This is a genomic window from Streptomyces sp. NPDC058697 (assembly GCF_042715345.1).
GTDB classification, from domain to species: Bacteria; Actinomycetota; Actinomycetes; order Streptomycetales; family Streptomycetaceae; genus Streptomyces; species Streptomyces liliifuscus.
Genome location: NZ_JBHXSU010000006.1, coordinates 321,936 through 342,410, shown reverse-complemented (window position 1 = coordinate 342,410; position 20,475 = coordinate 321,936). Strand labels below are relative to the sequence as shown.

General features: G+C 69.3%; 17 protein-coding genes and 1 tRNA gene. 5 read left to right on the top strand and 13 right to left on the bottom strand.

Going from position 1 to position 20,475, the window contains the following annotated elements; translation table 11 throughout:
• Positions 1-50 precede the first annotated feature (50 nt).
• The 3 genes from ACFWXQ_RS17440 to ACFWXQ_RS17430 are packed head-to-tail and all read right to left on the bottom strand — an operon-like array spanning position 51 to position 3,312.
• Complete coding sequence (locus ACFWXQ_RS17440) at positions 51-968, bottom strand: carbohydrate ABC transporter permease (protein WP_383943220.1); 918 nt, start codon at positions 966-968, stop codon at positions 51-53.
• Positions 965-1,993 (bottom strand): carbohydrate ABC transporter permease, encoded by a 1,029-nt coding sequence (locus ACFWXQ_RS17435; RefSeq protein WP_383943218.1) that lies wholly within the window; start codon positions 1,991-1,993, stop codon positions 965-967. The genes ACFWXQ_RS17440 and ACFWXQ_RS17435 overlap by 4 nt, the downstream gene beginning before the upstream one ends.
• On the bottom strand, positions 1,990-3,312 hold the full coding sequence (locus ACFWXQ_RS17430; protein WP_383943216.1) for an ABC transporter substrate-binding protein: 1,323 nt from the start codon (positions 3,310-3,312) through the stop codon (positions 1,990-1,992). The genes ACFWXQ_RS17435 and ACFWXQ_RS17430 overlap by 4 nt, the downstream gene beginning before the upstream one ends.
• A gap of 872 nt (positions 3,313-4,184) precedes the next feature.
• On the opposite strand from ACFWXQ_RS17430, the gene ACFWXQ_RS17425 reads away from it, so the two are divergent.
• The gene (locus ACFWXQ_RS17425; protein WP_383943213.1) at positions 4,185-5,240 is read left to right on the top strand and encodes a LacI family DNA-binding transcriptional regulator; all 1,056 of its coding nucleotides are present in this window, start codon (positions 4,185-4,187) and stop codon (positions 5,238-5,240) included.
• A 23-nt stretch (positions 5,241-5,263) separates the two neighbouring features.
• Here the strand turns inward: ACFWXQ_RS17425 and ACFWXQ_RS17420 are convergent, their stop codons facing one another.
• The 5 genes from ACFWXQ_RS17420 to ACFWXQ_RS17400 form a co-directional block, all read right to left on the bottom strand.
• Positions 5,264-6,043 (bottom strand): hypothetical protein, encoded by a 780-nt coding sequence (locus ACFWXQ_RS17420; protein WP_383943210.1) that lies wholly within the window; start codon positions 6,041-6,043, stop codon positions 5,264-5,266.
• 163 nt (positions 6,044-6,206) lie between these two features.
• Positions 6,207-6,279: transfer RNA gene (locus ACFWXQ_RS17415), tRNA-His, on the bottom strand.
• Between the two features lie 94 nt (positions 6,280-6,373).
• Entirely contained in the window at positions 6,374-6,976 is a 603-nt protein-coding gene (gene orn, locus ACFWXQ_RS17410) for an oligoribonuclease (RefSeq protein WP_383943207.1), read from the bottom strand.
• 150 nt (positions 6,977-7,126) lie between these two features.
• Entirely contained in the window at positions 7,127-8,356 is a 1,230-nt protein-coding gene (locus ACFWXQ_RS17405; RefSeq protein ID WP_383943204.1) for a helix-turn-helix domain-containing protein, read from the bottom strand.
• Positions 8,357-8,733: 377 nt separating this feature from the next.
• The gene (locus ACFWXQ_RS17400; RefSeq protein ID WP_383943201.1) at positions 8,734-9,114 is read right to left on the bottom strand and encodes a hypothetical protein; all 381 of its coding nucleotides are present in this window, start codon (positions 9,112-9,114) and stop codon (positions 8,734-8,736) included.
• A gap of 512 nt (positions 9,115-9,626) precedes the next feature.
• Between ACFWXQ_RS17400 and ACFWXQ_RS17395 the strand changes: the two genes are divergently transcribed.
• Both ACFWXQ_RS17395 and ACFWXQ_RS17390 read left to right on the top strand, forming a co-directional pair.
• A complete protein-coding gene (locus ACFWXQ_RS17395) occupies positions 9,627-10,151 on the top strand; it encodes a universal stress protein (RefSeq protein WP_055616056.1) in 525 nt (174 codons plus the stop codon).
• A 237-nt stretch (positions 10,152-10,388) separates the two neighbouring features.
• Positions 10,389-10,958: an acetate uptake transporter gene (locus tag ACFWXQ_RS17390; RefSeq protein WP_383943198.1), complete on the top strand. Its 570-nt coding sequence runs from the start codon at positions 10,389-10,391 to the stop codon at positions 10,956-10,958.
• 209 nt (positions 10,959-11,167) lie between these two features.
• Here ACFWXQ_RS17390 and glmS read toward each other — a convergent pair whose 3' ends face one another.
• On the bottom strand, positions 11,168-12,985 hold the full coding sequence (gene glmS / locus ACFWXQ_RS17385) for a glutamine--fructose-6-phosphate transaminase (isomerizing) (RefSeq protein ID WP_383943196.1): 1,818 nt from the start codon (positions 12,983-12,985) through the stop codon (positions 11,168-11,170).
• A 76-nt stretch (positions 12,986-13,061) separates the two neighbouring features.
• A complete protein-coding gene (locus ACFWXQ_RS17380; protein ID WP_055616059.1) occupies positions 13,062-13,319 on the bottom strand; it encodes a hypothetical protein in 258 nt (85 codons plus the stop codon).
• 163 nt (positions 13,320-13,482) lie between these two features.
• Here ACFWXQ_RS17380 and ACFWXQ_RS17375 point away from each other — a divergent pair, with 163 nt between their 5' ends.
• Positions 13,483-15,057, top strand: coding sequence for a purple acid phosphatase family protein (locus ACFWXQ_RS17375; protein ID WP_383943270.1), 1,575 nt, complete (start codon positions 13,483-13,485; stop codon positions 15,055-15,057).
• Positions 15,058-15,363: 306 nt separating this feature from the next.
• Here the strand turns inward: ACFWXQ_RS17375 and ACFWXQ_RS17370 are convergent, their stop codons facing one another.
• On the bottom strand, positions 15,364-16,242 hold the full coding sequence (locus ACFWXQ_RS17370; RefSeq protein ID WP_383947055.1) for a DUF4429 domain-containing protein: 879 nt from the start codon (positions 16,240-16,242) through the stop codon (positions 15,364-15,366).
• Between the two features lie 62 nt (positions 16,243-16,304).
• On the opposite strand from ACFWXQ_RS17370, the gene ACFWXQ_RS17365 reads away from it, so the two are divergent.
• Positions 16,305-17,900, top strand: a complete 1,596-nt coding sequence (locus tag ACFWXQ_RS17365; RefSeq protein ID WP_383947057.1) for a beta-N-acetylhexosaminidase — start codon at positions 16,305-16,307, stop codon at positions 17,898-17,900.
• Positions 17,901-18,003: 103 nt separating this feature from the next.
• Here ACFWXQ_RS17365 and ACFWXQ_RS17360 read toward each other — a convergent pair whose 3' ends face one another.
• Positions 18,004-19,821, bottom strand: coding sequence for an IucA/IucC family protein (locus tag ACFWXQ_RS17360; protein ID WP_383947060.1), 1,818 nt, complete (start codon positions 19,819-19,821; stop codon positions 18,004-18,006).
• The gene (locus ACFWXQ_RS17355) at positions 19,818-20,384 is read right to left on the bottom strand and encodes a GNAT family N-acetyltransferase (protein WP_383947063.1); all 567 of its coding nucleotides are present in this window, start codon (positions 20,382-20,384) and stop codon (positions 19,818-19,820) included. The genes ACFWXQ_RS17360 and ACFWXQ_RS17355 overlap by 4 nt, the downstream gene beginning before the upstream one ends.
• Positions 20,385-20,475 lie beyond the last annotated feature (91 nt).

The window sequence follows — 20,475 nt, the reverse complement described above, 5'->3', positions numbered from 1 at the left end:
CAGGGGCCGAGGCAGCGGCGGCTCGGCCCCTTCGTCCGGGGCGCGGCGGGTCAGCCCTTGATCGCGCCCTGCATGATCCCGCCCACGATCTGCCTGCCGAACAGCAGGAAGGCGATGAGCAGCGGCAGGGTGCCGAGGAGCGCGCCCGCCATGATCACCGCCTGGTCGGGTACGTAGCCGGTGCCGAGCGAGTTGAGGGCGACCTGCACGGTGGGGTTCTGCTGGTTGAGCGCGATGATCGGCCACAGGAAGTCGTTCCAGGCCATCACGAACGTCAGCAGCCCGAGCACGGCCATCGCCGGCCGCGCCGCCGGGAAGACCACGTGCCACACGACGCGCAGACTGCTCGCGCCGTCCACCCGCGCCGCCTCGATCAGCTCACTGGGCAGCGCCTGTACCAGGTACTGCCGCATGAAGAACGTACCGAACGCACTGACCAGGGTGGGCAGGACGACCGTCTGCAGCTGGTTGGACCAGCCCAGCTCGCTCATCCACAAGTACAGCGGTACGACCGCCAGTTGCGGCGGGATCATCATCGTGCCGATGGTCAGCAGCAGCAGGACGTTGGAGAACTTGAACCGCAGCTTGGCGAAGGCGAACCCGGCGAGCGTGGAGAACAGGACCGTACCGACGGTGATGGTCGAGGCGACGATCGTGCTGTTGAGCATCGCGGTGCCGAGGCCCGCCTCCTCCCACGCGGTCTCCAGGTTCTTGAACAGGTTCCCGCCGACCCACAGCGGCGGTGGAGTCTCGGAGAGCCGCTGGTTGGTGCGCGAGGCCGCGACCACCGTCCACAGCAGCGGCGCCAGCGAGACGAGGGCGAAGACGGCCAGGACGATGTATGTGAGGGGCCCCGCGTGCAGTTGCTTGCCCGCGCCGAGCAGCCGGCGGCGCCCGGTGCCGTCCGGGCCGCTCTTCCCCGCCGCGTCGACCTTTGCCTGAGGAGGCGTCAGTTCTGAAGTGGTCATTGGGACTTCCTCAGCCGTCGGGTGATCAGCAGGTTGATCGCGGCCACGATCAGCAGGATCAGGAACATCGTCCAGGCGATCGCGGACGCCTTGCCGAGGTTGCCGATGATCCAGCCCTGGTCGTACATGTACAGGCCGAGCGTCTGGTACTGGTGCTCGGAGCCGCCCTTGGAGCCGCTGGCCCCGCCGAACAGGAGCGGTTCACCGAACAGCTGCGTCGCGCCGATCGTGGAGACGACCACCGTGAACAGGATCGTCGGCCGCAGCATCGGGATCGTCACATGGCGGAACTGCTGCCAGCGGCCGGCGCCGTCCAGGGCCGCGGACTCGTACAGGTCGGAGGGGATCGCCTGCATCGCCGCGAGGTAGATCAGGGCGTTGTAGCCGGTCCACCGCCAGATCACGATCGAGGAGACGGCGAACTGCGAACCCCACGTCGACTCACGCCAGTTGACCGGGTCGACCCCGACGAAGCCCAGCAGCCAGTTGATCATGCCGCCGTCCCAGGAGTACAGCAGCACGAACACCAGGGTCGCCGCCGCCACCGAGGTGGCGTACGGGGTGAGCATCACGACCCGCCACACGGTGGAGCCGCGCAGCTTGTAGTTGAGCAGGTGCGCGATGCCGATCGCCATGATCAGCTGCGGCACGGTCGAGATGACACCGATGGTGAAGGTGTTCTTCAGTGCGGTCCAGAAGAAGTCCGAGGAGATCAGGTTCTGGTAGTTGTCCAGGCCCGCCCAGGTCTGCTGGTCCAGGTTGGACAGCTGCACGTTGTGCAGCGAGTACCAGGCCGTGTACAGCAGCGGGATGAGCCCGAAGGCGCCGAAGAAGATGAAGAAGGGGGCGATGAACGCGTACGGCGACGCCTTCATGTCCCAGCGGTACAGCCGGCTGCGCCAGGAGTCGGGCCCCGGGGGCGGTGTACCGCGACCGTGAGCACGGCGCGCCGCGCCCGGCTGGGAGCCGGGCGCGGCGTCGGCGCTCGACGCGGACTGCGCGAGAGCCTGCTTGGAGCTGGTCACTGGCCGAGCACGTCCTTGATCTCCTTGGTGGCCGCGTCCCAGCCCTGGTCAGGGGTCTTGCCCTTCTGCTCGACCTGCAGGATGCCGATGTCCGTGATGGCGGTGCCGATCGGCTGGTCCTTGACGCCGAAGACCTGCGTCGGGATGGTCTTCGCCGAGTCGGAGAAGATCTGCGTGATCGGCGCGTCCGAGAAGAACGCCGTCGTGGCGGCCTGCGGCTTCAGACTCGGGTACGCCGCCGGGATCGACGGGAAGCTCGCCTGCTTGGCGAAGACCTTCGCCTGCTGCTCGGGGGCGGTCAGCCACTTCGCCAGCGCGATGGCCTCCTTCTGGTGCTTGCCCGCCGTGGGCACACCGACGAACGCACCACCCCAGTTGGCCGCGGTGGGTGCCGCCGCGATGTCCCACTTGCCCTTGCCGGCCTCACCGGACTTCTCCTGGATGTAGCCGATCATCCAGGCGGGGCACGCCACCGTCGCGAACTTGGCGTTGGCGAAGGCCTGGTCCCACGGCTTGTCGAACTGCTTCAGCTTCGCCGACATGTCACTGGTCGCCACCTCCATCGAGGCTTCCCAGGCCTTCTTCACGCCCGTGGACTTGTCCCAGATGACGTTGCCGTCCTCGTCGTAGTAGCGCTGTTCCTCGCCACCGAGTGCCGCGTTGTAGACCGAGGAGGCGGAGTCCACGAACTTGGTGCCCTTCGGCGCCTTCTTCATGTACTCCTTCCCGACGTCGACGTACTTGGACCAGTCGCCCTTCCACTGCTCGGCGAGCTTGGTGCGGTCCGTCTCGAGACCCGCCGCCTCGAAGAGGTCCTTTCGGTAGCAGACCGCCATCGGGCCGATGTCGGTGCCGAGCCCGATGGTCTTGCCGTCCTTGGTGGTGGCCTGCGCCGTCTTCCAGTCCAGCCACTGGGACTTGTCGACGTCCTTGCCGAGGTCGACGAACTTGCCGGCCTGCGTCTGGACCGCCTCGGCGATGTTGCCGATCTCGATCGCCTGGATGTCGTCGGTACCGGAACCGGCCTGCAGCCGGGTGAGCGTCTTCGGCCAGTACACGTCGGTACGGGTCGTGACGTTCTCCTTGATGGTGATGTCCGGGTTCTTCTTCATGTACTCGTCGTAGAGACCGGCCTGCTTGTAGCCGAAGACACCGAAGGTGCCGATGGTCAGCGTGGTCTTGCCTCCGCCGCTACCGCCGTCCGAGTTCGACGAGCCGTCGTCCGAGTCCTCGGCGCAGCCGGCAAGCAGCCCCGTCGTCAGCGCGGCGACGGCCGCGAGGGCCATCAGCCTGCGGGACCCGCGGGTACTCGTGCGCATTGCGTCCTCCTGTTGCCTGACGTGCCGACCCCCCGGCCAACTGCATTGTTGGGCCCGTTAGTTCACGCTGCGGCTCGGGCGGGGAACGTGCGGGATGTGTATGTGTCAGGTACTGTGGGAGCGCTCCCACAGGTGATGTGTTGAAGGTTCGTCGCTCGGCGCGGGGGTGTCAAGGGAGAGGGCATAGAGATATGTCTTCAGTTATCGGGCTGTTAGCTAACGGCGGTTGGGGTCCGGAGAGTAGGTCTCCGACGGTTTCGGCACGGCCTCGGGAAGGCTCCGGATCGGCCTCGGAGTGGCTTTGTCGAGGGCGGGTCGCGGGCGGGGCGCGGGTGCGTTCCGGGCGTGGCGGGGAGGTGGCGGGGAGGTGGCGAGGCTTTGGGGCGGCTCCCGGGCGGCTCCGGGGAGGCCTCCGGTGGCCTCCCGGGTGGCCCCCTGGGGAGACGTTCCGGGCGCCGGGCGGGTGGCGCGGCCGAGTGCCGGGGAGGTGCGGTCGGGTGCTGAGCGAGTACGGATGGGGTGCCGGTCGGGGCACCGGGGAGTGCGACCGGGGTGTCGGCCGGGACGTTGGGGAAGTGCGGGGCGGGTGTCGGCCGGGGCGCCGGGGGAGTACGGGCCGGGTGTCGGCTGGGACACCGGGGGAGTACGACCGGGGTGTCGGCCGGGACGTCGGGGGGAGTACGGGCCGGGTGTCGGCCGGGGCACCGGGGAGTACGACCGGGGTGCCGGTCGGGGCGCCGGGGGAGTAAGAGCCGGGTGCCGGGCAGTGCGGCCGGAGGGCGGAGGCCCCGACTCCGGGAGCCCGGTTCCGATCACGACTGTTACATTCCAGGCCAAGCGCGGCGAGAGCCGTGCCGGACGGGAGGCGGACCATGGCAGTCCACGGAGCGCGTAGCCGGAGCGGCGGACGGCCGACCCTCGAAGAGGTCGCCGCACGCGCCGGTGTGGGCCGCGGCACGGTCTCCCGCGTGATCAACGGCTCCCCGCGAGTCAGCGACGCCACCCGCGCGGCCGTAGAGGCGGCGGTCGCCGAGCTGGGGTACGTGCCCAACACGGCGGCCCGTGCCCTCGCCGCCAACCGTACGGACGCGATCGCCCTGGTCGTCCCCGAGCCCGAGACCCGCTTCTTCGCCGAGCCGTACTTCTCCGACATGCTGCGCGGAGTGGGCGCCGCGCTCTCCGACACCGAGCTGCAGCTCCTGCTGATCTTCGCGGGCAGCGACCGGGAGCGGCGCCGGCTGGCCCAGTACCTGGCGGCGCACCGGGTGGACGGGGTCCTGCTGGTCTCGGTCCACGCGGACGACCCGCTGCCCGACCTGCTGGCCCAGCTGGAGATCCCGGCGGTGATCAGCGGCCGCCGCTCGGCCGACGAGACGCTGCCGTCGGTGGACTCGGACAACTTCGGCGGCGGCCGTTTCGCCGTGGAACACCTGATCGCCCAGGGCCGGCAGACCATAGCCCACCTGGCGGGACGCCTCGACGTGTTCGGTGCCCAGCGCCGCGTCGACGGCTACCGCGAGGCACTGCGCGAGGCGGGGCGCGAGGTCGACGACCGCCTCATCGTCCCCGGCGACTTCACGGAGGAGGGCGGCCGCAGGGCGATGAAGGAGCTGCTCTCCGTCTGCCCGACCCTGGACGCGGTCTTCGCCGGCTCCGACGTGATGGCGGCCGGCGCCCGCCAGGTCCTGCGCGAGGCGGGCCGCCGCATACCCGACGACGTGGCCCTCGTCGGCTACGACGACTCGGCCATCGCCCGCCACATGGACCCGCCCCTGACGAGCGTCCGTCAGCCGATCGAGGACATGGGCCGCGCGATGCTCGGCCTCCTGATCGACGAGATCGCGGACCGCCGCCCGGCGGTGTCCCGCGGCCTGGAGAGGCGACAACTGGTTCTGCCTACGGAACTGGTGGAGCGGGCTTCTTCGTAGGGGCGCAGTCTTCGGGTGGTGCCCTACCGGGTGAGGGACCACACCGCCCAGGCGATCAGGCCCGCGCCGACCAGCACCATCGCGGCGGACACCGACCGAGGCAGCGACTCCCGGGACCGACGGCGCAGCTGTGGCCGGGTCTGTGGCGTCAGCTGCGGTTGTCGCTGTGGCGGTTGCTGGGTCGCGCCCGCGCCCGGAGGGCCGGCAGGGGACGGACGTCCGTACGCTCCCGTCTGCGCCGGGGGTGGTTGATAGGGAGCCACTCGCGGGGGCCGGGTGTCCCAACTCCCGCTCCCGTAGCGCTGTTCCAGCATTCCCGTGGCGGACCGCCGCCACCGGACTCCCGCCGAGTCCGTGAACTCCACGACACCGAGGGCGGGTTGGGAGGGATGGGCGGGGCCGGGGCTCGTGTTGTCGCTCGTGGGCAGCAGGGCGCTGACGCTCTCGCCGGCGTGCAGCAGCCCGCCGGTGAGGCTCGTTGGGAGGGGCAGGCCGTCGTAGTGCAGAGCGACGTCCCTGACGGGCTGGTCGCTCCCGTTCGTCGCCTGAAGACTCCAGCCGACCCACTGCGCGGCCAGCGGCGACGGCCGGCTCCTCATCACCACCTGGACCAGGGAGGCCTGGACCACCTCAGCCCGCCGCTCGGCCTCCCTCGCGAGTTCCCGCTCCCGCTCCTCGACCTCCCGGGCCATGGCCGACACCCGCGCCGCCTCCCGCACGGAGTGCCGATGCCCGGCATAGCTCGTGACCACCCCCGCCACCCCGACAACGACCCCGACCACCCCGACGACTGCCTCCAGCATGCCCGTAACTCTGGCGGGGTGCGGGAGGGGCAGTCCAGTACCACCGGGGAATCCGATCAGTCCGGTGGCCGAGTCATGCCGGGTGGCGCCGAGCGGTGCCGAGTGGTGCGGGAAACGCCTGAGGGCCGGTCCGCTTTCGCGGACCGGCCCTCAGGACCTTCAGGGTGAGTGACGGGACTTGAACCCGCGGCATCCTGGACCACAACCAGGTGCTCTACCAGCTGAGCTACACCCACCATGACCGGGTTGGTTCTCCAAGTGGTTCACCGACCGGCCGAGAAAAAGTGTACAGGGTCCGAAGGGGTGCTCGCGCCCGTGTTTCGGTGGGGGCTAGCCCGCAGGCAGGACGTGTTTCGAGGCGATGCTGCGGGCCGTGTCCGAGTCGGGGCCGGGCTGCGGGACGAAGATCGCCTCGCGGTAGTAGCGGAGCTCCGCGATGGATTCGCGGATGTCGGCGAGCGCGCGGTGGTTGCCGTTCTTCTCCGGGCTGTTGAAGTACGCCCGGGGGTACCAGCGGCGGGCCAGCTCCTTGACGGAGGAGACGTCCACGATGCGGTAGTGGAGGTACTCCTCAAGGGTCGCCATGTCACGGAGGAGGAAGCCGCGGTCCGTGCCGACCGAGTTCCCGCACAGCGGGGCCTTGCCCGGTTCCTTGACGTGCTCGCGGATATAGGCGAGGACCTGCGCCTCCGCGTCCGCCAGGGTCGTGCCACCGGCCAGCTCGGAGAGGAGGCCGGAGGACGTGTGCATCTGGCGCACCACGTCCGGCATCGTCTCCAGCGAGGCGTCCGGCGGGCGGATCACGATGTCCACCCCCTCGCCGAGTACGTTCAGCTCAGAGTCGGTCACCAGCGCGGCCACCTCGATGAGCGCGTCGTCCGACAGCGAGAGACCGGTCATCTCGCAGTCGATCCACACCATGCGATCGTTCATGGCCTCACCCTACGGCCCGCTCCCGTGCCCCGGCAGGCCCGGGACCTCGGCAGTCGGCACCGATGTCGGCACCGACGACGGACAAAAACCGCGCCGGCCCCGGACCACAACGGTCCGGGGCCGGCGCGCAACGCTCCGACACGGTCGCGGCTAGGGCGCGCTCCGCTGGCCGGGCAGGCTCGCCCGGCCTCCCGCGTACATCTCGGCGCCGGCCCGTCCCTCGGTGGAGAGGGACGACGTCGCCGGGCCGACCGCGTGCGCGGCCGCCGTACGCCGGGTCTGCAGCGGCACGGGTGCCTCCTGCGGCACAGGTGGCGGTGGTGGCGCGCCGGAACCGTCCGAGTCCGACTGCCTCTCGCCCTGCGGACGACGGGCCCGGTAGGCGGCCCGGTACGCGGCGGGGGACGAGCCGAGCTGCCGGCGGAAATGGCCGCGCAGGGCCACCGGGGAGCGGAAGCCGCAACGGCCCGCCACCTCGTCCACCGAGTAGTCGGACGTCTCCAGGAGCCGCTGCGCCTGGAGCACCCGCTGTGTGATCAGCCACTGCAGGGGAGCGCTCCCGGTGAGCGAGCGGAACCGGCGGTCGAACGTACGCCTGCTCATGTACGCGCGTGCCGCCAGCGTCTCCACGTCGAACTGTTCGTGGAGGTGCTCCAGCGCCCAGGCGACGACCTCCGCGAGGGGGTCGGCGCCGATCTCCTCTGGTAAAGACCGATCGAGGTAGCGCTCCTGGCCGCCCGATCGGCGCGGGGGGACCACCAGACGGCGGGCCAGTGCTCCGGCCGCCTCGTTCCCGTGGTCCGTCCGCACTATGTGCAGGCAGAGATCGATCCCGGCCGCCGTGCCCGCCGACGTGAGTACGTCGCCGTCGTCCACGAACAGCTCGCGGGGATCGACGTGCACCGACGGATAGCGCTTGGCCAGCGTCGGCGCGTACATCCAGTGTGTCGTCGCCGGACGGCCGTCCAGCAGTCCGGCCGCCGCGAGTACGAAGGCGCCGGTGCACAGCCCGACTATGCGGGCACCCTCCTCATGGGCCCGGCGCAGTGCGTCGAGCGCCTCCTCCGGTGGTGGTGAGGTGATCGACCGCCAGGCCGGCACGACGACCGTGCCTGCCCGGGAGATCGCCTCCAGCCCATTGGGCGCGGTGAGTTCCAGGCCTCCTGTGGTCCGCAGTGGGCCTTCCTCGCCTGCGCACACCAGTAGTCGGTAGCGCGGCACGCCGGCGTCCTGGCGGTCAATCCCGAACACCGAAAGCGGTATGGAACTCTCGAAGATGGGGCCGCCGCTGAACAGCAGCACCGCGACGATCTCCTTGCGGCGTCGCCCGGAAAGTTTCCGGGCCGCGGCTTCCGGCGCGGCAGTGGAGTCGTGGCTCATACTGCTAAGCCCCCCTCGGTGGTCGCGGCTCCTCGGTTGTGTCGCTCCTGCACGTTTCCCCTCGGTCCTGCACGAGTCCCCCGCCGTAAGACGTCAAGATCGAATCTACTGTGTCCCGTGGTGCCGAGGTGGCCAGTTCAGCACTCGGCAGATTGTCGACATGGCAACTTGGCGTGAAGCATTCGATCACGAAGCGTTGCACTCGTGGGCCGTACAGGGAAGTGCGCCTGCCCCGCGTGGCCGGTCCCAGTAGGGTGCGGGCACCCTACTGGACCCTTTCAGTGCAGGTCGAACGGGGGTTGGGGGCCTGGTCGGCCAAGGGGTGGGCGGTGTCCAGAAGTTGGCTGAAAAGCAACGGGCTCGTGCGCGGAAACCGGTCAGTCAACCGGCGTATTTCCACCGGCATGCCGACCGCCCCGGTGTGCTCCCGCGCCTACCCTGCCGCGGGGCACATGATGCGGCGCCGGCTCCTCGCCGCGGGACACATGGTGCGCTGCCGGCTCCTCCGTGCGCAGCCGTGCCGCGCCCCGCTCGGACCGGCGCAGCAGCACCCGGCACGCCCCCGTCACCGCGGCCAGGCCGAGGGCCGTGCCGGCCGCGCCCGCCAGAGAGGTCCCGTACCCGACGAGGACGACCGGAACCAGGACGCAGCTGAAGGCCGCCCAGCGGACCACGTCGCTCGCCGTGTCCTGGGTGGTGGCTCGGGCGGCGGGTGTCCTGGAGGGGGGCTGGGGCGCGGTCGAGGGTTGTCCGGACACGGTGGGGCTCCCTGGGGCGGTGGCTTACGGGGGTTCAACGCGTGTTCGAGCCGCCGGTCACGGGGAGTTTCCCGGGGGTGCCGCTGGAAATTCTGGATGCGGTGTCGGGGCTGTGCGTTGTCCGCGGGTGGGTGGGGGCTGGTCGCGCAGTTCCCCGCGCCCCTTACGGGGCGCCACCGTTCCCGCGTGCCTGAAGGGGTGGCCCCGCTTCCCGCGTGCCTGAATGAAGGGCCTGAAGAAGCGGGCCCGGCCGACCTGGCGTCCCCTATACCTGCCCGGGGCCTCCTGCCTGGGTGAACGCTGTGCAAACCGCCTGTACGGGGCAGCAACCATTGCGTTACGGGCGTGCTCTCGTGCATGCTCCGGGGAACCCTCCCGCGGCGAGAGCGGGATCTGGGCAGAGGAGGCGTGCCGCCGTACCCTTGGGGGTATGGGGTTGGGAAGATGATTCCCGGACACAGCTCCGTAGCACCTGTCGTCCCACCCACGAGGATCCGAACGCCGAGACACTCATGGCCGGTCACGAATTCGAACCCGCGGACCGCAAGCGCCCCGTCGCCGATCCCACGGCGGCCGAGCCCTTGGCGGCGGAAGAACCACGTCAGTCCTGCGATCCCGCCTTCAAGCACGGCGTCGTCGTCGGCTTCGACGGATCGACATCGAGCGAGCGCGCCCTCGCGTACGCGATCGGGATGGCCTGCCGCTCCGGCTCGGGCCTGATCATCGTCCATGTCGCCAACCGGCTGCCCACCACGGTGTGGGCGGGCTGCGAGCCCCCGGTCTTCGTCGACGTCCCCGATCACCGCACCGAGGTGCTCGGCCTGGAACTCGCCTGTGCGGAGTATCTGGCCGAGGTCCCCTGGATCCTCGTCGAGCGCGGCGGAGACATCTGCCACGAACTCGAAGAGGTGGGGCGGGAGTACGAGGCGGACGCGATCGTCGTCGGATCGACCCACGGCATCGTCGGACGCATCTTCGGCTCCGTGGCCGGGCGGCTCGCGAAGCGTGCGCAGCGACCGGTGGTCGTCATTCCCTGAACGGCCCCTGGTCGTCTCCTGGTTGCCGTCCCCTGTTCGACCCTTGGCTGCCCCTGATCGAACGCCTTCGTCGTTGTCGTTTCGCAACTCGGCGTTGTCCCAGGTGAGATGAGCCGTGGGTGAGGTCAACTTCCTTTACGTGTCTGGTAAATCTACTCGCGCGTAGATGTGTTTGTGCGCTTGTGAAGGGCATATACCGGTCACCGCACAACAGCACATGCACGAAGGGAGCCCGCCGTGGACAATGACGTCTCCGCGGGAAGCACCACCTGGACCCTGGGCCACCTCGCACTCGGACTCACGCTGCTCGCTTTCGGCCTCGGTCATACCGAAGTGATCGATGGCGTCACGGCAGCCGACTCCGTCTCTCTCGCCACCTATGTCGGTGGCATCGCGCTCTTCGTCGCCGGTCTCATGGCCTTCCGCGACCGCGACGCGTTCACGGGTACGGCGTTCGCCGCGCTCGGGGCGTTCTGGTTCACCTGGGGCGTCGGCGCCGACACGCAGGTCTCCGACAACGCGGCGGGGCTGTTCCTGCTGCTCTTCGCGCTCGTCGCGCTGAGCCTGACGCTCGGGGCGTCCGCCTCGGCGCCGCTCACCAGGGGTGCGTACGGGTTGCTCTTCGTGGCGATGGTGTTGCTCGCCGTCGCGCAGTTCGGTGACTCTGCGGGGCTTGCCAAGGTGGGTGGGTGGTTCGCGGTCGTCGGCGGGCTGGCCGCCTGGTATGCCGCGACTGCGGCGCTGGCTCACTGGCCTACGGCCATGCCGCGTCGTGCTGCCGGCCGGGGCGTGACGGCTCCCGGCTGACTGGCAGCCAGCCGGGGCATTGGGCGACCCCGGCGTGTGGACGGACCCCCCGTGTTTTGGTGGCAACACGTGGGGTCCGTCCTCTTGTTCGGCCTCTGCGGGTGCGTGGGGGCTTGTCGCGCAGTTCCCCGCGCCCCTAAAGGGGCGCGGGGAGCCGCACATGTTGCCGCCCCGCGCCCCTGACGGGGCGCGGCCTTGTACGGGGAGGGCTACTCCACCGTGACCGACTTCGCCAGGTTCCTCGGCTTGTCGATGTCCCTGCCCAGGGCCAAGGCCGTGTGGTAGGCGAGGAGTTGGAGGGGGATGCCCATCAGGATGGGGTCCAGTTCGTTCTCGTTCTTCGGGACGAGGATCGTCTGGTCGGCCTTCTCCTGGTGCTCGTGGGCCACGGCGAGGATCCTGCCGCTGCGGGCCTTGATCTCCTCCAGGGCCGCGCGGTTCTTCTCCAGGAGGTCGTCGTTCGGGACGATCGCCACCGTCGGCAGCGCGGGCTCGATCAGCGCGAGCGGGCCGTGCTTCAACTCCGAGGCGGGGTAGGCCTCGGCGTGGATGTACGAGACCTCCTTCAGCTTCAGCGAGGCCTCGCGCGCCACCGGGTAGCCGCGGACCCGGCCGATGAAGAGCATCGAGCGCGCCTCGGCGTACTGCTCGGCGAGCTTCTTGATCTCGTCCTCCTGGTCGAGGATCTCCGTGATCTGGCCGGGCAGCTTCCGCAGGCCCTCGATGATCCGCTTGCCGTCGGAGACCGACAGGTCACGGGTGCGGCCCAGGTGCAGCGCGAGCAGCGCGAAGGCGACCGTGGTGTTCGTGAAGCACTTGGTGGAGACGACACAGACCTCGGGGCCCGCGTGCACGTACATGCCGCCGTCGGCCTCGCGGGCGATGGCCGAACCGACCACGTTCACGATGCCCAGGACCCGCGCGCCCTTGCGCTTCAGCTCCTGCACGGCGGCCAGGACGTCGTACGTCTCACCGGACTGGGACACCGCCACGTACAGCGTGTCGGGGTCGACGACCGCGTTGCGGTAGCGGAACTCCGAGGCGGGCTCGGCGTCCGCGGGGATACGGGCCAGCTCCTCTATCATCTGCGCGCCGATCATGCCCGCGTGGTACGAGGTGCCGCAGCCGAGGATCTTCACCCGGCGGATCTGGCGCGCCTCGCGGGCGTCCAGGTTCAGGCCGCCCAGGTGCACGGTCGAGAAACGGTCGTCGATCCGCCCGCGCAGCACGCGGTCCACGGCGTCGGCCTGCTCGTGGATCTCCTTGTGCATGTACGTGTCGTGGCCGCCCATGTCGTACGAGGCGGCCTCCCACTCCACGGTGGTCGGCTCGGCCGTCGTACGCGTGCCCTCGGTCGTGTACGTACGGAAGTCGTCGGCCTTCAGGGTCGCCATCTCGCCGTCGTCAAGGGTGACGATCTGACGGGTGTGCGTCACGAGCGCGGCGATGTCCGAGGCGACGAACATCTCCTTCTCGCCGATGCCGAGGACGACCGGGGAGCCGTTGCGGGCCACCACGATGCGGTCCGGGAAGTCGGCGTGCATGACGGCGATGCCGTACGTGCCCTCGACGACCCGGAGGGTCTCGCGGACCTTGTCCTCCAGCTTCTCGGCCTGGGAGCGGGCGATCAGGTGGGTGAGGACCTCGGTGTCGGTCTCGGAGAGGAACTTGACGCCATCGGCCTCCAGCTTCTTCCGCAGGTCGGAGGCGTTGTCGATGATGCCGTTGTGGACGACGGCGACCTTGTTGTCGGCCGACATGTGCGGGTGCGCGTTGTGGTCGGAGGGGGCGCCGTGCGTGGCCCAGCGGGTGTGGGCGATGCCCGTGGTGCCGGCGAAGCGCTTGGGGACGCGGGCCTCCAGGTCACGGACGCGGCCCTTGGCCTTGACCATCTTCAGGCCCGCCGTCTTCGGGGACGTCACGACGATGCCCGCCGAGTCGTAGCCGCGGTACTCGAGGCGCTGCAGGCCTTCGAGGAGGAGCGGTGCCACATCACGCCTGCCGATGTATCCCACGATTCCGCACATACGGTTTCTCTGTCCCCTCAGTCGTTCAGTCGTTCGGTCGTTCAGATCGGCTCTGTCGCTCTGGTTCGTCCGGCGGTCAGCCGTAGACGATGCGGCGCAGTTGTCTGAGTGTGAGTTCGGGCGGTGCGACCGCGCGGTACTTCAGGTCCGCCGCGATCCGTTCGAAGATCGTCGAGTTCACCAGTCCCTGAGCCTGGAGCTCGCGATGGCGGCGACGGACGTAGTCGTCGGTCGCCTCGTCGAAGTAGGCGAGGACGTCCTGGATCACCCGCAGTGCCTCGCCCCGGCTGAGGGGCGAGGAGCGCGTCAGATGATCAACAAGTTCGTCGTGCACCCGTCGATCCTGAGGTAAAGCGCTGGCAATCGCAAGAATCCTGCCCGATTTCGGGCAAGAGGCTGTTGAAACTCTTATGGGAGGCTGTTCGGGGCCTGTTCATCCTGTGGCCCGCGGTGCGATGGTTGCCAGGAGCACCTTTTCGGCCATGGACACTCCACGCATGGGCGTACCGGAGAAGCTCGCCGCGCGCATGAGCATGGCCGAGCAGCACGAATACCTTCGCGCCAGATTCTCGCGGCGCACGATGATCAGGAGCGGCGCCGTCACGCTGGGCGCCGTCGCGGGCGGGGCCTTCGTGCCCGGCGCCGTCGCACAGGCGGCGACGAAGACCTCCGCACCGACGCAGACCGCCGCGCGCACCGAGAGCGTCGACGGCGCGCTCGTCGCCCCCTTCGGCCGCCATCTCGCCTGGGGCAGCGACCCCCGTACGGAGATCACCGTCTCCTGGCAGGTCCCGGTCGCGGTGAAGAAACCTTTCGTCCGCATCGGCGCCCACCCCTGGGACCTCTCCCACAAGATCGACGCCGAGGTCCGCACGCTCTTCACCCCGGCCGGCGTCGGCGCGAGCGGCAACCACACCCAGTACTACGTGCACGCCAAGCTCACCCACCTGCGGCCCGGCCGGACGTACTACTACGGCGTCGGCCACGCGGGCTTCGACCCGGCCGAGGTGCACCTGCTCGGCACGCTCGGCACCTTCACCACCGCCCCCGCGCACAAGGAGCCGTTCACCTTCACGGCCTTCGGCGACGAGGGCGTCAGCTACCACGGCCTCGCCAACAACAGCCTGCTGCTCGGCCAGAACCCGGCCTTCCACCTGCACGCCGGGGACATCGCGTACGCCGACCCTGCCGGTGCGGGCCAGACCGCCGATGCCGGATTCGACTCGCGTGTCTGGGACCAGTTCCTCGCGCAGACCGAGTCGGTCGCCAAGTCCGTCCCGTGGATGCCGGCCTACGGCAACCACGACATGGAGGCCTGGTACTCGCCCAACGGCTACGGCGGCGAGGACGCCCGCTGGAACCTCCCGGACAACGGCCCCGACAAGAAGAACCTGCCGGGCGTCTACTCCTTCGTCTACGGCAACACGGCGGTCATCTCGCTCGACGCCAACGACATCTCCTTCGAGATCCCGGCCAACCTGGGGATCTCCGGCGGTACGCAGACCAAGTGGCTGGAGGCGCAGCTGAAGAAGTACCGCGCCTCCAAGGACGTCGACTTCGTCGTCGTCTTCTTCCACCACTGCGCCTACTGCACCTCCACCGCGCACGCCTCGGAGGGGGGTGTACGCCAGGAGTGGGTGCCGCTGTTCGAGAAGTACACGGTGGATCTCGTCATCAACGGCCACAACCACCAGTACGAGCGTACGGACGTCATCAAGGCGGGCAAGGTCGCCAAGAAGCTGCCGATCGGTGGTACGGCGTATCCCGAGACGGACGGTGTGGTGTACGTGACTGCGGGTGCGGCCGGGCGCAGTCTGTACGCGTTCACCGCGCCGGTGTCGTACGAGGGGCATGAGAACGAGGTGGAGTCCGTTGCCTCCTTCGTCAACACGAAGGGTGGCAAGGTCAATGAGACCGTTGCCTGGTCTCGGGTGCGGTATCTCGACTACTCGTTCTTGCGGGTGGATGTGACGCCGGCGTCTCGGGGGCGGCTTGCCACGTTGAGGGTGCGGGGGATTGCTGAGACGGGGGAGGAGGTTGACCACTTCACTGTGGCGCGGCGGGGTCGGTGAGCTGGTCGTGTGGCGGCGGGTGTGATTGCGGGTAGCTCCGCTGGTCGGGTCGGTTTGGCGGGTGCGGGTGGGTGGGGGCTGGTCGCGCAGTTCCTCGCGCCCCTAAAAGATTGCGCAGTTCCCCGCGCCCCTAAATCGCCCCCCGCGCCCCTGAAAGGTTGCGCAGTTCCCCGCGCCCCTAAAATCGCCCCCGCGCCCCTGAAAGGTTGCGCAGTTCCCCGCGCCCCTTAATGGCCCCCCGCGCGCCCAAAGGAAGGCGCCCGCGCAGCCCCTCGGGGGCGCGGGCGCCTTCCCCTGTAGGGCTCGCTACATGCCCCTCAGTACCGCCTGTTTGGCCAGAGTGAATTCCTCGTCTGTGAGGATGCCGGACTTGTGTAGGTCGCCGAGTTCTCGGAGGCGGCGTAGGAGGGCGTCGTGGTCGGGTTGTGGGGGTGGGTCCGGGGTGGTGGTGAGTTGGCTGGGTGGGGTGTCCGAGGGGGACGGGGCCGACGGGTGGGGGAGGCGGGCCTGTACCGCCGCCGCTACCAGGGCCATCAGGGGGTCCTTCTTGAAGCCCCACAGGTCCACTGAGTTGGGGTCGTACTTCGGCGGGGCCTTCGTGGGCGCGCCCCGGACTGTGAAGCGGAGGAAGCCGTTCTCCAGGCCGACCGCGGGATGCCACTCCACGGACTGGATGTCGGCCAGGGCGAGTGTGCGGGCGCCGGCCGCCGACTTGGCCTCCTCCGTCTTCCAGTTCCACTCCAGGCGGATGTTCTCCCCGTCGAAGCTCGCGGTGCCGTCGCCCGCGGAGACCGACAGGGGCACCGCGGGACCCGGCAGCAGATAGCGGTCGACGGCGGTGGTGGGCACCTCGTCCAGGAGCAGCGCGTTGCGGATCTCGTCCACGAAGTACTCGGCGACGCCGTAGCGGTCCGAGTCGACGGTCATCTGGTAGGGGTCGTGGGGGTCCGTGAGTCTGCCGCCGGTCGCGTGCAGCAGCGGGTCGGCGCCGTCGCGCAGCCGGAGCCTGAGCCGCCCGGACTTCTTGCCCTGTTCGAACGAGATCCCCGCCAACGCGCCCAGTGGGACCGCGAGTTCGCCCAACGTCTTGCGCAGCAGCCCCACGTTCTTGTCACGGCCTGGCACGAGCCGCAGGGCGTCGCCGTCGAAGGTCCACGTGCCGTCCCGTTGGATGATTTCCGCCATGAGGGGGATTGTTTCACCGGCAGTGCGGGAGAGTGGTCTATACCCATTCGAAGGGAGCGCATGTGAGACAGCACAGAACGCCCCGACTCCTCGGTACGCTGCTGCTCGTGGTGGCTGCAGGTATCTCCGTCGCCGGCGCGGCACCGTCCGCCGCCGGCCGAACCGCTACCCCGCTCGGCCAGGTGATCCCGGCCCCCGCCTCTGTCGACGCGGGCGGATCCCCGTACCGGATCACCAGTAGTACGCGCATTCGTGTGGACGACTCGCGGGAGGGGCGCCGCATCGGCTCGTATCTCGCGGACGTCCTGCGGCCCTCGACCGGCTATCGGCTGCCGGTCACGGACGACGGCGGCCGTGACGGCATCCGGCTTCAGCTCAGCCGCAAGGACTCCGCGCTCGGCGCGGAGGGCTACCGGCTGAAGAGCGGCAAGGGCGCTGTCACCATCACGGCCCGGGAGCCCGCCGGGCTGTTCCACGGTGTGCAGACCCTGCGCCAGCTCCTGCCGGCCGCGGTCGAGAAGGACTCCGTACAGCCCGGACCCTGGGCGGTCGCCGGCGGCACCATCACCGACACGCCCCGCTACGGCTACCGCGGCGCGATGCTGGACGTCTCCCGGCACTTCTTCGGCGTCGACCAGGTCAAGCGCTACATCGACCAGTTGGCGCTCTACAAGGTCAACACGCTGCACCTCCACCTCAGCGACGACCAGGGCTGGCGGATCGCGATCGACTCCTGGCCGCGGCTCGCCTCGTACGGCGGGTCCACGCAGGTCGGCGGCGGGCCCGGCGGCTTCTACACGAAGGCCCAGTACAAGGAGATCGTCCGGTACGCCTCCTCGCGCTTCCTCGAAGTCGTGCCCGAGATCGACATGCCCGGCCACACCAACGCAGCGCTCGCCTCGTACGCCGAGCTGAACTGCGACGGGGTCGCGCCGCCGCTCTACACCGGCACCGCGGTCGGCTTCAGCTCGCTGTGCGTCGGCAAGCCGGTGACGTACGACTTCGTGGACGACGTGATCCGTGAGCTGGCCGCGATCACGCCCGGCAGGTACATCCACATCGGCGGTGACGAGGCGCACTCGACGCCCCACGAGGACTTCGTGGAGTTCATGACCAAGGTCCAGCCCGTCGTCGCCAAGTACGGGAAGAAGGTCATGGGCTGGCACCAGTTGACCGGGGCGAGTCCCGCCAAGGGCGCGCTGGCCCAGTACTGGGGTCTGGACGACACGAACGCCGCCGAGAAGGAGCAGGTCGCGGCGGCCGCGCGCAACGGGACCGGGCTGGTCCTGTCGCCCGCCGACCGGGTGTACCTCGACATGAAGTACAACGCGGACACCCCGCTCGGCCTCGACTGGGCCGGCCTGGTGGAGGTCAAGCGGTCCTACGACTGGGATCCCGGCAACTACCTTGCGGGCGTGCCCGGTTCGGCGGTCCGGGGTGTCGAGGCACCGCTGTGGACGGAGACCCTCTCGACCTCGGCGAACCTCGACTACATGGCGTTCCCGCGGCTGCCCGGGGTGGCCGAGCTCGGCTGGTCGCCAGCGGCCACGCACGACTGGGACACGTACAAGGTGCGGCTCGCGGCACAGGCGCCGCGGTGGGACGCGATGGGGACCGGCTACTACCGGTCGTCGCAAGTCCCCTGGCCCGCCGGGTAGTTGAAGCTCGATCGCTGAACACGGCGGCGGGCGCCCCCTGGGACCGTTCTGGGGGACGCCCGCCTGCTTTGTGGGAGCTGTAAGTCGGTGACGATGTCGGTGCTTACAGCCCGGCGATGGGGTTCTTCAGGTTCCCGACGAGCTGGAGGGCTCCGGCGGGATCGGCGAGATCCACCATCTGCTCGTTGTCGCGCAGCTGGAGACGGTTGAGGCAGGACAGCGAGAACTCGGGCGCGAACATGTCGTACTGCTTGAACTTGTCCGCGAGTTCGGGCGTGGCCGCCTGGTAGTCGCGTACGCAGTCGGCGACCGTCCGCCAGAAGTCGTCCTCCTCCAGGACGCCCTCGCTCGCCAGGTTCGCGGCGAGGAAGCGGAAGAAGCAGTCGAAGACGTCCGTGAAGATCGACAGGAGTTTTTTGTCCTCGGGGACGTCGACGCGCAGCCGCTCGACCGTCGGCGGCAGCACCGCGTCCGGGTCCATGACGGCGATCTCCTCGGCGATGTCCTTGTAGATCGCCCGCTCCACGACACCGTCCTTGAGCACGAGGATGACGTTCTCGCCGTGCGGCATGAACACCAGGTCGTACGCGTAGAAGCTGTGCAGCAGCGGGGTGAAGTAGGCCCGGAGGTAGCGGCGGAGCCACTCCACCGGCGTCAGCCCCGAGCGCTCGATCAGCGTGGCCGCGATCGACGCGCCCTCGTGGTCGACGTGCACGAGCGAGGCCATGGTAGCGAGCGACTCGCCGTCCCGGAGGGAGGAGACCGGGCTCTCGCGCCACAGGGCGGCGAGCATTTTCCGGTACGGGGAGTAGCGGTCGGTGGCGGCCTCGTACTCCAGGTGCCGGTAGCCGACGGCCGCCCGCTCGCGGATGATCGACAGGCCCGTCGACCTCAACACCGGGTCGTTGTCGATGAGTTGGGCCAGCCAGTCGTTGATGGCCGGGGTCGCCTCCATGTAGGCGGCGGACAGGCCGCGCATGAAGCCCATGTTGATGACCGACAGGGCGGTCTTCACATAGTGCTTCTCGGGCGCGCTCTTGTTGAAGAACGTCCGGATCGACTGCTGGGCCAGGTACTCGTCGTCGCCCTCGCCCAGGCACACCAGGTGCTTCTGGGCGACCTCGGCGGCGAACGTGACGGTGAGCTTGTTCCACCACTGCCAGGGGTGGACCGGGATGAACAGGAAGTCCGCCGGGTCCAACTCCTGGGCGCGCAGGGTGTCGTTGAACCGCGCGACCGTCTCCTCGCCCAGCTCGTCGCGCAGGAACGACTCGTACTCGATGCCCACGCCGGCCGTGAAGGCGGCCCGCGAGCGGTGCGCGGCCAGCCAGACCAGCCGTACGGGACTGGCGGTCTCCGGCGCGTACGAGAGGTACTCGTGGACGCCGAAGCCCAGCCGCCCGTTGTTGGCGACGAAGCAGGGGTGGCCCTCGGTCATGCCCGTCTCGATCTCCTGGAAGCCGCTTTTCGCGAGCTCGGCGGAGGTTAGCTGGGGCTTGGTGAGCTTGTAGCAGGTGCCGGCGAGGGTGGAGGAGATCTCCTCCAGGTAGACCGGGAGAACCTCGTCGCTCAGGCCGAGCGCGGTCTTCAGCTCGATGAAGAAGTCCAGGGCGTGCAGGGGGAGTTCGCCCCCGTCCCGGTGCCTGGTGATCGACTCGGCGTCGACCTGCCAGTGGTCCAGGGCGCGGCGGGTGGCGGTGAACCGGTAGCGGGTCAGCCCGTCGTCACTGCGGATGGCGTACTCGGCGGGCTTGCCTTCGTTGCCCGCGTTGCCGCCCTCGTCGCCGCCTCCGCCTTCGGTCGGCTCCGGGGTGATCAGCCGTTCGTGGGCGAACTCGGCGAGGGCCTTGCGGATGAGGAGGCGGTTGGCCCGCGCCCAGCGGTGGGGGGACAGATGTGCCACGGCGTCGGACAGGGTCACAGGGAAACTCCTCGGGTGGCCAGGCTGCGCTTGCTCAGGAACTGCTCGCGTGTGCAGAAGGAGAGCAGCGCGCGCTTCTCCGGCTTGTCGATCTCGCGCGCCGGGACGAAGCCGACGGCCTCGTTCAGCGCGTGCACTGCCTTGTTGGTGACATCCGGCTCGACGACGACCCGCCGGGTGCGCGGGTCGGCGAACAGCTCGTCCATCACCGCGGTGATGACGGCCCGCGTGAAGCCGTGCACGGGCCGGTCGGTGGGGGCGACCAGGAAGTGCATACCGACGTCACCGGGCTCGGGCTCGTACAGCCCGACCAGTTCGATGTACCGGGGGTCGTACTTCTCCATCAGGAACGCGGGCCGCCCGTCGTGGAACCCGAGATACGCGTGATGGTGCTCATTGGCCGTGATGGCCATGTACTCCCGCTCCACGTCCTGGAGTTTCGCCTCCTGCATCATCCAGAAGGCGGCCTTGGGATGCGTCACCCAGGAGTGCAGCAGCTCGGCGTCTTTCAGGGGGTCGAGGGGGCGGATGGTGAAGGTGCCGACTTGGAAGGCGGCGCTCATGGGGAACTCCTTGTGCAGATCTCCCCGTCGTGGGGACGGGACAGGAAAACGCGTTGATCGATCGAAAGGGTGGAGTCTCGCGAAAACCACA

Coding starts and splice junctions, on each gene's coding strand:
- ACFWXQ_RS17440 (WP_383943220.1), bottom strand. CDS start 968: ATGACCACTTCAGAACTGACGCCTCCTCAGGCAAAGGTCGACGCGGCG.
- ACFWXQ_RS17430 (WP_383943216.1), bottom strand. CDS start 3,312: ATGCGCACGAGTACCCGCGGGTCCCGCAGGCTGATGGCCCTCGCGGCC.
- ACFWXQ_RS17425 (WP_383943213.1), top strand. CDS start 4,185: ATGGCAGTCCACGGAGCGCGTAGCCGGAGCGGCGGACGGCCGACCCTC.
- ACFWXQ_RS17420 (WP_383943210.1), bottom strand. CDS start 6,043: ATGCTGGAGGCAGTCGTCGGGGTGGTCGGGGTCGTTGTCGGGGTGGCG.
- orn (WP_383943207.1), bottom strand. CDS start 6,976: ATGAACGATCGCATGGTGTGGATCGACTGCGAGATGACCGGTCTCTCG.
- ACFWXQ_RS17405 (WP_383943204.1), bottom strand. CDS start 8,356: ATGAGCCACGACTCCACTGCCGCGCCGGAAGCCGCGGCCCGGAAACTT.
- ACFWXQ_RS17395 (WP_055616056.1), top strand. CDS start 9,627: ATGGCCGGTCACGAATTCGAACCCGCGGACCGCAAGCGCCCCGTCGCC.
- glmS (WP_383943196.1), bottom strand. CDS start 12,985: ATGTGCGGAATCGTGGGATACATCGGCAGGCGTGATGTGGCACCGCTC.
- ACFWXQ_RS17375 (WP_383943270.1), top strand. CDS start 13,483: ATGGGCGTACCGGAGAAGCTCGCCGCGCGCATGAGCATGGCCGAGCAG.
- ACFWXQ_RS17370 (WP_383947055.1), bottom strand. CDS start 16,242: ATGGCGGAAATCATCCAACGGGACGGCACGTGGACCTTCGACGGCGAC.
- ACFWXQ_RS17355 (WP_383947063.1), bottom strand. CDS start 20,384: ATGAGCGCCGCCTTCCAAGTCGGCACCTTCACCATCCGCCCCCTCGAC.